Raw genomic sequence first — 12,776 nt, 5'->3', positions numbered from 1 at the left:
CTTTCGTGCTTACAACTGGTCGAACGCGAACCATAAGGCCAGAGGATATCCGGGTGACCAATATCCCACCTTTCCATGGATTAAATCGTTAGAGGATCGGGGCGCTTGGCTGGTTAAACAGACATCAATGACAAGCGCGCCGACTGATTATGTCCGTGAGCTTCTCGCGTAGGGAGCCGGGAAAAAACGATCCGCGGAGGAGGTTTGAGGTAGGTCTGGGCTACGTGTCGCTGCTGGGAATCTTCGCGCCAGTCGGGGCCAACATTGGTGATCGCAAAAATTGCGATCACTGCGGCGCTGAAATCCCAGGTTGCAGATGTACGAATCGCACCAGTTATACAAAGATCGCCGAATGCGCGCTTATTAGGCCCCGGTGTTTCCGGTATCTGCAAGGCTCTCGTATGAAATGCTGTTGATGTACCACATGGCCTCACCGGTTGGGGTCTGCACCACAGCCTCGTCACCTTTTTCCTTCTTCAGTAGCGCCCGAGCCATGGGCGAGTCGATCGAGATGTAATCATTGCGCCCGTAAATTTCGTCGTAGCCCACGATCCGAAATTTCTTGAACTCCCCATCGTCATTTTCAACCTCGACCCAGGCGCCAAAAAACACCTTCCCCTCCTGTTCGGGGGAGTAGTCGACAACCCTCACGTCCTCCAACCGCTTGCGCAGATACCTGACTCTTCGATCAATCTCCCGAAGCAGTTTCTTGTTGTACTGATAGTCCGCGTTTTCGCTGCGGTCTCCAAGTGATGCAGCCCAGGTGACCTTTTGGGTGATCTCGGGACGGTATACGCGCCACAAGTGGTCGAGCTCGGCTTTAAGGGCGTCGTGGCCACCGCGAGTGATGATGTTTGTGGCCAAAGTGGCCTCCTTTTTTACGAATGGCGTTACTAGTCGATGGTTATATAAGACGGTTCACTGGTGAGTGTCTGCTTTTCTTGAATGCTCTTGGATTGCCCCTCTGGTCGGGGCTTAGAGCCTATCATGTGGGCATTTTTCAGGGCGAGATTGTCTAGTTTGCGATCCTGTTTGTACGGCTAGCGTTTTCTATACCAGGAGTGAGGCTGGCAGGTGAATCGAGGAGGGATGAGATTGATCATTGTGAGGATATTGCTAGCATTCAAGGGCAGTAAGTTCAGTCAAACTTCAGATCCTCTAAATCCTGCTGTTCGCACGGAGAGCGATCAGCGAACCAGTCCAGGAACTCCTGGACTGGTATAGGTGTGCCTTCTTCATGTTTGTGTTGGGTTTTGTGGATGAGATAACCGCTAGAGAGGCGCCGAGTCCTCCGATCAGTTCAGCTTCATACGGCGATGAGGCGAGGAGCTTGATCATGGTCTGCATCGAACATGGCCTGTTCCCTTACTACTACCCAAGCCGCCTCTCGACCCTGTCCAACCTCTTCGGAGGCGGAGTACCTGCCAAAAGAAATGACTAAGGAACGCGTGGTCAAGATAACCCGGTGTTGTACAACGACCATTCCTCGCTGAGGTTCTCGCAGGTGAGACGCTTGGACAATCAAGGATTGGTTCGCGCCTGAGGAATTCAGCACAATCAAGCGTATCGTTTGCAACGTTCAGTATCACTGTACCAAATAGATTTGACGCGCTGAGTATGCAATGCGTACCATTGATTCACGGCTCCGAAGCTGGCACGTGCGTGCTTTGGAGGGCTACCGCGAGATCACTGGGTAACAAAACCTACCCACTCGTTCTCAAGGGCTGTTGCATTGCCAGTGTGCTGGATCGTGTTATCCACGGTTTCGCTTTCCAGATGACGATGCGAACAGTAATGAAACCGGGCAAAAAAACGAATTGACGATACTCACCATATGCTTTGTGGTGAGTATCAGTTATTTGCCTGGAGATTTTATGGACTTGCAATACCTTCAGACCGCCATCCTGGAGCTTCTCTCGGATCGGCCCTCAGAGGTTGGCGCTCGACTCAAGCAGCGCTTGAATCGCACCCTCTTGAACGCTGGGCTTCCAGCCTTCGACGAAAAACAGTTTGGTTTCAGAAAATTCTCAGAATTTTTGATTGCCGAGTTCGGCGAGTACCTGCTGGTTGATAAGCCGCCCGAAGGCGGTGATATCCAGATTACGCTGAAGCATCAATCGGCAGCATTCCCGAGCTCTTCGGCTGGCCAACATGACACCGTTCATGTGCCATCAGCGAAGCCACCTCCCGTCCGACTGATTCGTGGCGACGTTTGGCAAGCCTTTACGCACCTCAACGAGCACCGTAAACGCTATCTGGACAAAGATAGTGGCAAGGTTCTGCACTTCTTGGATACCGATTTCACTAACGCGGCTTTGGTCGCCGGAGCGCCAGAGCGTTTCGTGGAAATTCCAAGAATCGACGCTGAGACCCAGTTGTCCTGGATGCAGCATTTCCTTGCGGCCAGTAGTTTCCCCGGTGCCGAGGCCGCCTCGCTTTCCCATTTGCTTGAGCAGCCGTACTCCAGTCAGTTAAGTGTGCTTTTCGGGCGGGCGCTTGGTAAGCGACAGTCCGAGTGGAAGCGCTGCCGTGCTGAACGGGTAACAGAGGTTGTGCAGAAGTGGGCAGGTGAGCATAGCGTCGCGCTGAGCCCTTTGTTCACCTTCAAATTCGGCCAATCACCTGAAGCAGCCGAAACGACCACCTCGACGCCGTCGGGGCAGCTGAGTCCTCGTGAACAGGCGCAGAAGCTGCTGGGCATGATGACTGAACAGGAAATTGTGTCTATAGCAATTCCTGCACTGCTAGGTTGTGTACTCGCCAACTCCCGTCTGTAAAAGGGGTTGCCGGGATGACCAATGTCTTTATTGTTGGCCTGCCCCAAAGTGAGCAAAGTCGCGTGGAGAGCAAGTTGCTCAAGCGGCGGTTGAAGGCTCACATCATTCCCTGTAGCTGGGGGAATAAAGGGGAATACGTTCTTTTGCCGCACCCCAGTTCCGCAATCCATCTGTTATGGAAGTACTGCAAAACGATTGGTGACGGGTTCGAAGACGCGCGCATTTTTGTCCTTCCGTACGCTCTGCTCCCTGAGGACGTTGCTGAAGAGATTGTAGAGATGTCAGCGATGGGGGCGAAGGTTGTCTGTTTTGAGCAGGAGACAGATGGCTGGCCTTTTCTCAAGCGGCGTCAACAACTGGATCAGCCGACGGCAAACATTGTCACGCAGTTGCTTCTTGAGGCCATCGGCGGTGAAGAAAAGCCGGATAACCCATCGGCCTATATCGCTGACGCCGTTGCAAACTGCCCTCAGCTAGTCGTGGTGTCCAGCGCCGTGGCCACGTGTGACTTGGTCAGCAAGCAACGTTATCGATTCGTCAGAGACGGTATTGATGCGTTGGTGGAGCTTATTGGACTTAAAGGCCGAACCGGAGGAACTTTAGAAGAGTTCTTCGGTGAAAGGGAGCTGGATCTGGCGCAGTCTGGTGGTGACAACATCAAGCTTGAGGTCTTTCTTGGTGGGAAGTCGGTGTATAAGGAAACGTCCTGCGTACACCTGAAAAAGGGGGATAGGACTGCCCCTCAGAACTGTCCTCGAATCTATTACCAGGCAGTAGCGCTGGCTTCAGGCTACTACGTTTTTCTGTTGTATGTGGGGCCCCATCGGGAAGGGGATTTTGAGAAAACTCACCATCTCGAATCCACGTGTTGACGTCCAAGTACTGGCTGAGTTCTGCTTGGTTCGCTTCTGCAGCGAGTATCGAAGAGGGAGCCACCTCCCATATGGATGGGATGTGGCTTGGCAGGCGTAGCTAACCTTTAGACGATCGGTTCGCCCATTTAATCTAACGGGGTGTTGGGGAAATCCAGACGACTACATGGTGCGCTCGTGGACACCGATCAAAAGACCCTTTACTTGCAGTAGGTATGTTCACTGATAGGGCAGGAAAAGGAATTGCTTGCAGTGACCCGACACTTCAGCCAGACGGTATGATGAATGACGCTCCTACGATCTGGACGCATAGGTATTTACTGAGGGATCTCTATGAAGGTGTTCGTCAGCTCCGTTGTACGAAACTTTGGGCCGTATCGTGATGCAGCCAGGAAAGCCGTGTCGCTTCTTGGGCATACCCCAGTCATGTGCGAGGACTTTGGGGCAAGGCCTTATTCCTCTCAGGAAGCGTGCATGACGGAGGTCGATCAGGCTGACGTAGTGGTGCTCATTCTGGGAGCGGATTTTGGCTTTCAAACCGGTAGTGGCGAGTCTGTGACGCAGCAGGAATTTCGTCGAGCAAAGGCTGGCGCAAAACCCATCCTGGCGTTTTTGCAAGACGCACCCGTTGAGGGGCTGCAGAAAGAGTTCCATTGGGAAGTGTCTGACTACGTTGATGGTCTGTTCAGGGCAACGTTCACCAATGAACATGAGCTTTCGGACGGAATCGTCCGTGCACTCAATCAGCTGGCAGTCAGCCGACAAGCCATCACGGAGCAGGAGTTCATCCTGCAGCTTCAACAGCGTTCCAATAACGGACGATGGGGAAATCGGAATGAAGAGACGCGCTTGGAGCTCGCTTTCCTGCCGCAACCGAAGCTTGCGGGTAGCCTGCGCCTCGTTCATACGCAACATGAGGCTTTTTTCCTGAAACTCTGCCAGGCCGGCCTGAGTTCGCTGAAGGCGGGGTACGATGATTTCGATAGCGCCGAGCTCACGGGGCTGGATACCAAAGGTGTGGTGTGGCGGCATCACGACAGTGGAATGAGTTGGCTATCGATTTCCCTGGCTAACCCATCTTCATCTAGTAATCCCTTCAACTCGTATTACATTTCACCGTCTCTGGTGAGGGAGAAGGCGCAAGCGGCTTTTGATGTGCTCAACGACGGGAAAAGTGGATGGTTCCAACTCGGTTTGTATGGGGTGGCCTATAAGCAGTTTGCTGAACCTCCTACGGGCTCCGCCACCGGCTTTTCTATGCCCCATCGCTCGGAGCAGAGCCTTGAGGAACGCCACCTCATGATCCCCGCTTCCTCCGTTGCCTGCAGTCGTTGGCTGGACGACGTGTTGTTCCGCTTCGCTCGTAAGCTGTCAACGTAAAGTCGTTCGATGCCTGCCTTGTGAGCCCGCGCGTTAATAGTGACCTCATTGGGATCAAAGGCAATGACAGGCCTCGCAGCCATTCGCTGTAGGGCTGTCATTGACTCAGCGTTGGTAACTGTTCGGCTGCCAGCTCTAGCTTAATCTTCGGCATCTGAGCGGAAGAATGTACTTCCCTTGTTATCAACCTCCTCAAGATGAAAGTAGCGGCTGCCGATCTTGAGGGCAGGGAATGCTTGGCACTCTGCGTAGGGCAAGCTGTATTCCGTGCTCGGGCCGTGAATGTTAAAAATTACCATGCCTTCTGGATGACCAACGCCTCGTTCCTGACAAAGGCTATGCAGCGCCCCGGCAGATTCGCCATTCGCTTCTGCAATCTCGATCATAGTTTGACGGAGTGTTTCCACCTCCGCATCAGAGACCTCTGTAATAAATGTCTGCTCTCGACGATTTCCAAATCCGAAGCCCGAAGCGCTCGCAGATCCGATTCTGTTCAGCTTGATGTGGGCGAGGGTGACGAGTTCCATGGAGTGTCCTTGATCGGTGAGTGGGAGACCTTTATCTCGTAGCAGAAATGCGTGTGAGCTGCCAGCAGTCTTCTTGCTGTTTGCCGGCGTTGGGGATGGCTCTGCTAGGATTAATCCGTCGGCGCCTTACAGACAAATCGCCTTACGCACCGTTGAGCTCAGATGGCAAATAGCGGCGACTCCGAAATTCAAGGAAGGATCATGTCCAAACCAAAATTGCCTCCTGAGTCTGAGGTAGTGACCTGGCTGCAAAGGCTTATCGAAAACGACCAGTTGCTCGAAAACATTCAAGGCCAGGAAATCATCACCTCCATAACGGATGCGATCGGGCAGGATTTTTTTATTCCGTCCTTTGGCATCGATTACATCTCTCGACGCGCCTCAGCAGAGGCTGCTGGGCATGTGCTAGGTCGCCTGGGATTGCTGGAGATCATTTCGATCAACACCAGCATTTCGCTCACTACCGGTGAAGTGCTACGCCCCGACATTCTCTGTTTCAATCCCGAGTCGAAGACCCTCGTGGTTTTTGAGGTTAAACGAGCCAGTGAGACCGAGCGGCAGACCGTTACCGAGCTTGCAGGTTATGAACAGGAGCTGCGGAACCTGCTTCCATTCCTGGGCAATTTCGATATTTGTTTTGTCGTGGTGGCTGCAGACTGGTCGACGCTTCTGACGCATGCAGTCGGTAGCATGAATGCGTGGTCGGGCAAGCAATGCTTGGCGCTCAAGTTAATGTCTACTGAGTCCTCATTTGGACTGCAGGCTCATCTGCCTGAAGCATGGCATCTCACTGGTAGTGTAAAACTGCCACCCGAGGCACTCCCCTCGATCGATCTGTATCTAGTCGAAAAATCGGCTGATGCTATCGACGAATACGAAGGTGGTGAGAGTGATGGTGGACACGTTGGAGTGACCGGTGTGGACGAGCGAATACCGCCACGTTTGGTGGTTACCGCAATGGACATCATTGCTCGTGCAGGCGACCGGGCCGGATCACACGGTTTCATGATGCTGTGGCGGGATGTCAATGGCCATGGACGAGGGTGGTGGTGCATCACCCTGTGCGCCATCGACCCCTACTCAATGTACGCCTGGTGCAAGGAGCACGGTTTACCCCAACGTGATTCTGAGGCTTCTTTGTTCCTGGACAGCCGCAAGGCCGATATTGCGGGTCAGACGCCTGCCACAATCTACGACCTTGCCAACGCCGCCTACCCGATACTGAAGGAGCAGTTTGAGCCTGAGTTCAGCGGAGACTTTTGTTGGCAAATGAAGGCTCGGCAATACCGTCTGAGAGGGGTACCTACCAGGTTCGAGTTCTGGGGTAGTCTCGGACAACACGCGCGTGAGTTCGTCTGTAACCCGGCCGTGCGGAACTGGTACATGCCCTATATGAGCCACAACCAACTCGACTGGACAGACCCTGCCGTTGCGATGCCATTGGTGGAGAACCTGTCGGCGGGAGTGCCGTTCCCAGGGGGGACAATCAAGTGCAGTGATGCCTTCCTCGTGGGCCGGGCGCTGGGTGATCTCGCCTTGGCCGCCTTCAATGCAGCTCCCGACAAAGAGCATGCAGCGAGAATTGCGCCCATGGTTGAGTGGGCACAGCTGGAGGCGCTGCGTTATGCGATCGAAATGAAGCAGATGTATGACGTGACGGAAGAAATCGTCACTCCAATACCCGTGCTGTCCAATGATCCGTCTAAGAGACTCCAGGCTACGGAGGATCTTGCGAATTGGGTGCGCACGGATCTGATCAGTGAACGGCATCCGTTCCACCAGGCGTGTTTTGATCTGGGTTTGCGGGAAGCAATGCTGTTCAGGTTATCCGAGGAGGGAAGCATTGATTGCATTCCTCCTGATCGACCACACGAGGCGGCCGTGTTAATTCGGCGTATCCTGAAAGGGGCGATTCTGCGGATGAAGGGCAGTCAGGGTCAGCTTTTACAGTCTGCGGAGTATCTCGATTTTGAAGAATACTTGGCCCTGCATTTAGCTTCTTGTGTAGACGAGCAGAGCGACGTCGACGGCGTGCGGCTGGACGCAGCGCCTGATGAGATTCCAGATCTTGAGCTTCTCAGAGCGTTTCCCGGCACACTCGTAAAAGGGATCGACTCAATCGTTCCAGTCGTTCTTCATACCGTTAGCCCTGCGTTTCCCGTGACTGTCGATTGGGAGTGGTTGAAGTCTGGGGTGAGGGCGTTGTTCGAATCGGGAGATCATCGCCCGGCAGTTATCTTTAACCAGGACGGTACGGTAGGGACTGGTCGGATGATGGGAATCGGTAAATTCCTCTCACCAATCAGGGATCCTGACGTGGAGGTTTATCTTCTAGATGAGACTTCAGCACGGAACATTGCCATGAAGATGACGTGGGAGGAGGTCAAGGACTTCTACGCTAAACGGAGCGAGGGCATTGCGTGAGCACTATTTGCTTCGGCATGGCCAGCATTTGATCTTCCTCAGAAGGGGCAATCTGCTCATCGAGCCTCCTTTAACGCTGCAAGCTAGAGTTCGAAAGCCGCGAAGGGGCACGGTCAACGTTAAAGCCGTGCATTGATCCATTCCCAAACGTTCTTGCTGAGCCACCCCTGGTGTTCTCCATTGTTGAGCTTGGTGACAAAAATGCGGTCAATTGATCCCCCTAAATCTGAGGACGCTTTTGGAGAGGAGAGAGGAATTGAGCCGCTTGCTGCAGGCTAAAATGTAAATAATTGTAAGCGGTCAGAAGAGGTCGTATACTTGAAATAGTATGATTTTAGGAGTACGTGTACTATTTTATAGGCCTTTATTTACGCACGCGACTGTCGATTTCGCGCAGCATCTTTTTACCGTAGGTGTACTCGGCGTTTTCCGAACGATCCCCCTGGGCCGCCGCCTCGCTGACCGATTGCGTCACCTGAGGCCGACGGACATGCCAGAGCTCATGAAACTCGGCCCGCATCCGCGCTTCACCTTCGGGGGTGATCAGCGCGGTGCCAGCGGTGCGGGGAGGGCGATAACGGCTCATGGCAACTTCTTGTGAGGGAAAGGCCTTGAGTCTATCAACCCTCGCGCAACACTGTCAGGGGGCTGGCGTTCAACGCGCGACGGGTACCGAACACGCCAGCGCCGCCGATCAGCACCGCGCCAATCAACGGCAACACCAACAGCCATGGATGCGGATGCCATACCAGGTCGAAGGCGTAGCGGTACAGCACCCATGTCACCAGTTCCGTGCCCAGGGCCGCCAGCAGGCCACTGACCGCGCCCAGCAAGCCGAACTCGATCCGCCGAGCCTTGACCAGCAACTGCCGTTCGGCCCCCAGTGCTCGCAGCAGCGCGCCTTGGCGAATGCGCTCATCGAGGGTCGCCTGCAAACCCGAGAACAACACCGCCATCCCCGCCGCCAATACAAACAGCAGCACGTATTCCACGGCCAGGGTGACCTGGGCGAGAATGCTGCGCAACTGCTCCAGCAAGGCTTCGACCTGCAATATCGTGACTGCCGGGAATGCTCGGGACAGGTCGACGATCTGCTGGTCGTGCCCAGGCGCCAGGTAGAAGCTGGTCAGGTAGGTGGCGGGCAGGTCCTTCAACGTGCCAGGCTGGAAGATCATGAAGAAGTTNGGCTGGAAGTTGTCCCAGTTGATGGTCCGCAGGCTGGTGACCCGCGCTTCGCGATTCTCCCCACCGATGGTGAACACCAGGTGATCGTTCAGCTTGAGCTTCAGGCTTTCGGCGACCTTGCCTTCCACCGACACGCCAGGAACGTCATCGGCGGGCTGTTCGCTCCACCAGTTGCCCGCCGTGAGTTTGTTGCCCGCCGGCAGGTCTGCGGCCCAGGTCAGGCTCAGGTCGCGCTGGATAGCCCGGTCCCCCGCCGAATCCTTGCTGACGATTTCCTGCACCGGCTCGCCGTTGATGCTGATCAGTCGTCCCGGCACCACCGGGTACAGCGGCGCCGATTGAGCTGACAGTTCAATCAGTCGATCGGTGAAGGCCTGTTTGTCGGCGGGCAGGATGTTCAGGGCAAAATAGTTCGGCGCGTTTTTCGGCAACTGGTTCTGCCAAGTGTCCAGCAACTCGCCGCGCAACAACGCGATCAACGCCATGGACAACAGAATCAGACCGAAGGCCAGGGCTTGTCCCGCTGCCGCCAGAGGATGACGCAGCAGTTGGCCCAGCCCAAGGCGCCAGGGCAACGAGGCGCGAGCCAACATCCGGCGCAAGCTCTGCAGCAACAACAAGAGCAGGCCGCCGAGGATCAGCGCCGCCATCACGCCGCCGCCCAGCAACGCAAAGGTCAGCACCAGATCGAGGCTCAGGCGCCACATGATCAGGCCGAGGGCGAACAGTGCGGCGCCGTACACCATCCAGGTGCTGGAAGGTATCGGCAGCATGTCACGACGCAGTACCCGCAACGGCGGCACTCGACCGAGTGCAGCCAAGGGCGGCAGGGCAAAACCGGCCAGAGCCACCAGCCCGGTGCCGATCCCGGCGATGGCGGGAAACAGACCGCCCGGTGGTACGTCGGTCGGCAATAAATCATGCAGCAACGCGAACAATCCAAGCTGTGCGAGCCAGCCGAGGAGGGCGCCACTGAGGCTGGCGAGCAGGCCAAGTACCGTCAGCTGCAAACTGAACAGCACCATGGTTTCCCGACGTGACAGACCCAGGCAACGCAGCAATGCACTGGCGTCGAAACGTCGGCTGGCAAATCGGTTGGCCGACAGCGCCACGGCCACGCCGGCCAGCAGCACCGCCACCAGGCTGGCCATGTTCAAGTAACGTTCGGCCTTGCCCAGGGCGCCGCCGATCTGCTGATTGCCGTCGCGAGCATCCTGTATGCGCTGGTTGGCGGCCAGGCCGGGTTTGATCAGTTGACGATAGGTTTCCAGCGCCTCGGCTTTGCCGCGCCAGAGTTCGCGGTAACTGACCCGGCTGCCGGGTTGCACCACGCCGGTCGCGGCGAGGTCGCTGAGGTTGATCATCACCCGAGGCGTGAGGCTGTAGAAGTTGCCGGCGCGGTCGGGTTCATAGGTCAGGANGCGAGCCAGTCGCAGGGTTNNCATACCGACATCGATGCTGTCGCCGATCTTCAGATCGAGCGCGGTCAGCAGTCGCGCTTCGACCCAAGCTTCGCCGGGTTTCGGTCCGCCACCGGGTTCTTCCGGGGCGAAGGGCGCCGGGGCGCTTTTCAGTTCGCCGCGCAGCGGATAAACGTCGTCGGCGGCCTTGATGCTGGACAGCTGAATGCCGTTGTCGGTGGCGATCACACTGGAGAACTCCACCACTTGAGCGTGTTCGAGTCCCAGTTCCGTGCCACTTTTGATCTGTTCCGGACGCGCGGGCGAGCTGCCTTCAAGCAACAGGTCGGCGCCGAGAAATTCGGTAGCGCGCAACATCATGGCGCCATTCAGGCGGGCACCGAAGTAACCGATGGCGGTACTCGCCGCCACGGCAACCACCAGGGCGAAGAACAACACGCGCAACTCACCGGCGCGGGCGTCGCGCAGGANTTGGCGCATGGCAAGGCTGAACAGGCGCAACAGCGGCATACGTGCCATCAAGGCTCCAGGGGCGCGACCATCAGGCCGGCTTCAAGGCGGATCAGGCGTCGGCAACGGTGGGCCAGGCGCTCGTCGTGGGTGACCAGCACCAAGGTCGTGCCGCTCTCTTTATTGAGCTCGAACAGCAGGTCGCTGATGCGCTCGCCGGTGTGGCTGTCGAGGTTGCCGGTAGGCTCATCGGCAAACAGCACCTCNGGTTCGGCGGCAAACGCACGGGCAATCGCTACGCGCTGCTGTTCGCCACCGGAGAGCTGGCGCGGCGAATGGGTCAGGCGCTGGCCCAGGCCCACGCGCTNGAGCAGGTACCTGGCGCGTTCCCGGGCGTCTTTGCGACCGTCAAGTTCCAGCGGCAGCATGACGTTTTCCAGGGCGTTGAGGCTGTCGAGCAGCTGAAACGATTGAAAAACGAAACCCACGTGCTCGGCACGAATGCGCGCGCGCTGGTCTTCGTCGAGGGTGCTCAAGGCTTGGCCGGCGAGGGTGACTTCACCGCTGCTGGGCAGGTCGAGGCCGGCCAGCAGGCCGAGGAGGGTGGATTTGCCGGAACCGGAACTGCCGACGATCGCCAGGCTATCGCCCTTGTTCAGTTCCAGGCTCAGTTCGTGCAGGATAGTCAGTTCACCTTCCGCGCTGGGAACCACTTTGCTAAGGTTTCGCGCGGTGAGAATGCTTGCGCCCATGGAGAATCCGATGCGAATGTGGTTTTTGAGTGCTGGCCTGGCCTTGATGTGCATGGCCCAGAACGCAGCGGCGGGTACTGTCCTGATCGTTGGCGATAGTATCAGTGCCGGTTTCGGCCTGGATACCCGCTTGGGGTGGGTGTCGCTGCTTGAGCAACGGCTCAAGCGCGAAGGTTTCGACGATAAAGTGGTTAACGCCTCCATCAGCGGCGACACCAGTGCCGGAGGCCAGGCGCGCCTGCCTGCGCTGCTTGCAGAGCATAAGCCTGAACTGGTGATCCTCGAATTGGGCGGCAACGATGGCCTGCGCGGAATGCCCCCAGCTAATTTGCAACAAAACCTTGCGTCGATGATCGACAGCTCCAGGGACAGTGGTGCCAAGGTGCTTTTGCTCGGCATGCAACTGCCACCCAACTACGGCGTTCGTTATACCGAGGCTTTTGCGAAGGTCTACAGCGCGCTGGCCGAAGAGAAAAAAATCCCGCTGGTGCCGTTTTTTCTCGACGGCGTGGGCGGTCATCCGGACTTGATGCAAGCCGACGGATTGCACCCGGCCGCAGGCGCTCAGGACAAGTTGCTGGAAAATGTCTGGCCGACACTGAAACCGCTGCTATGACGCTTTTCTAGCGGCAGGCTTTCGGCTAAGGTGGCGCCCCCCCGATCTGGAGCCCCCGATGTCGCGCCCTGCCTGGTCCCTGTTCAACTACCAACTGATCGAGCCTGACGAGCAGCTGGATCTGTTCGCCTGCCAGGAAGTCCGGGTGCATCTGGTGACCCGTCAGTTGGAGCTGGGCGGCTCGGCCGATCGAACCTTGTGCGGCAGTCTGCTGCCCGCGCAACCGCGCTGGTCGAGTGTCGACCGCCGGGTGTTCCAGGATCAGCGCCTGTGCTCGCTGTGCCGGGCCATCCTCGAATCGCAGAAACGCGGCACCTCGCCGATCTGGCCGGAACTGCGGTTCGAGCTTTAGAAGCCGATAGATTGCTTGCT

10 protein-coding genes and 1 pseudogene are annotated in these 12,776 nt (G+C 56.7%); 6 read left to right on the top strand and 5 right to left on the bottom strand.

Features of this window, described 5'->3' with window-relative positions:
• Nucleotides 1-363 precede the first annotated feature (363 nt).
• The gene (gene greB / locus B7L09_RS07515) at nt 364-864 is read right to left on the bottom strand and encodes a transcription elongation factor GreB (RefSeq protein WP_010461373.1); all 501 of its coding nucleotides are present in this window, start codon (nt 862-864) and stop codon (nt 364-366) included.
• Between the two features lie 1,010 nt (nt 865-1,874).
• Here greB and B7L09_RS07505 point away from each other — a divergent pair.
• From B7L09_RS07505 to B7L09_RS07495, 3 genes are all read left to right on the top strand, one after another.
• Complete coding sequence (locus B7L09_RS07505; protein WP_010461369.1) at nt 1,875-2,777, top strand: UPF0158 family protein; 903 nt, start codon at nt 1,875-1,877, stop codon at nt 2,775-2,777.
• A gap of 14 nt (nt 2,778-2,791) precedes the next feature.
• Nucleotides 2,792-3,649, top strand: coding sequence for a hypothetical protein (locus tag B7L09_RS07500; RefSeq protein ID WP_010461367.1), 858 nt, complete (start codon nt 2,792-2,794; stop codon nt 3,647-3,649).
• Between the two features lie 333 nt (nt 3,650-3,982).
• Complete coding sequence (locus B7L09_RS07495; RefSeq protein WP_010461364.1) at nt 3,983-5,029, top strand: DUF4062 domain-containing protein; 1,047 nt, start codon at nt 3,983-3,985, stop codon at nt 5,027-5,029.
• Between the two features lie 140 nt (nt 5,030-5,169).
• On the opposite strand, the gene B7L09_RS07490 is transcribed toward B7L09_RS07495, so the two are convergent.
• Nucleotides 5,170-5,556: a hypothetical protein gene (locus tag B7L09_RS07490; RefSeq protein WP_010461362.1), complete on the bottom strand. Its 387-nt coding sequence runs from the start codon at nt 5,554-5,556 to the stop codon at nt 5,170-5,172.
• A 201-nt stretch (nt 5,557-5,757) separates the two neighbouring features.
• Here B7L09_RS07490 and B7L09_RS07485 point away from each other — a divergent pair, with 201 nt between their 5' ends.
• Nucleotides 5,758-7,980: a hypothetical protein gene (locus B7L09_RS07485; RefSeq protein ID WP_010461360.1), complete on the top strand. Its 2,223-nt coding sequence runs from the start codon at nt 5,758-5,760 to the stop codon at nt 7,978-7,980.
• A 370-nt stretch (nt 7,981-8,350) separates the two neighbouring features.
• Here B7L09_RS07485 and B7L09_RS07480 read toward each other — a convergent pair.
• From B7L09_RS07480 to B7L09_RS07470, 3 genes and pseudogenes are all read right to left on the bottom strand, one after another.
• A pseudogene (locus B7L09_RS07480) lies at nt 8,351-8,566 on the bottom strand (transcription elongation factor GreB); the annotation flags it as partial.
• A gap of 34 nt (nt 8,567-8,600) precedes the next feature.
• Nucleotides 8,601-11,105: an ABC transporter permease gene (locus B7L09_RS07475; protein WP_094468385.1), complete on the bottom strand. Its 2,505-nt coding sequence runs from the start codon at nt 11,103-11,105 to the stop codon at nt 8,601-8,603.
• Nucleotides 11,105-11,788: an ABC transporter ATP-binding protein gene (locus tag B7L09_RS07470; RefSeq protein WP_094468384.1), complete on the bottom strand. Its 684-nt coding sequence runs from the start codon at nt 11,786-11,788 to the stop codon at nt 11,105-11,107. Before B7L09_RS07470 ends, B7L09_RS07475 begins: the two co-directional genes overlap by 1 nt.
• 10 nt (nt 11,789-11,798) lie before the next feature.
• On the opposite strand from B7L09_RS07470, the gene B7L09_RS07465 reads away from it, so the two are divergent.
• Nucleotides 11,799-12,404, top strand: coding sequence for an arylesterase (locus B7L09_RS07465; RefSeq protein ID WP_176457672.1), 606 nt, complete (start codon nt 11,799-11,801; stop codon nt 12,402-12,404).
• A gap of 58 nt (nt 12,405-12,462) precedes the next feature.
• Nucleotides 12,463-12,756: a hypothetical protein gene (locus B7L09_RS07460; protein WP_094468382.1), complete on the top strand. Its 294-nt coding sequence runs from the start codon at nt 12,463-12,465 to the stop codon at nt 12,754-12,756.
• Nucleotides 12,757-12,776: the final 20 nt, after the last annotated feature.

The organism is Pseudomonas mandelii (assembly GCF_002251635.1).
Taxonomy (GTDB): Bacteria; Pseudomonadota; Gammaproteobacteria; order Pseudomonadales; family Pseudomonadaceae; genus Aquipseudomonas; species Aquipseudomonas mandelii_B.
The sequence above is the reverse complement of the archived record's forward strand: the minus strand, read 5'-3'. Positions and strand labels throughout refer to the sequence as shown.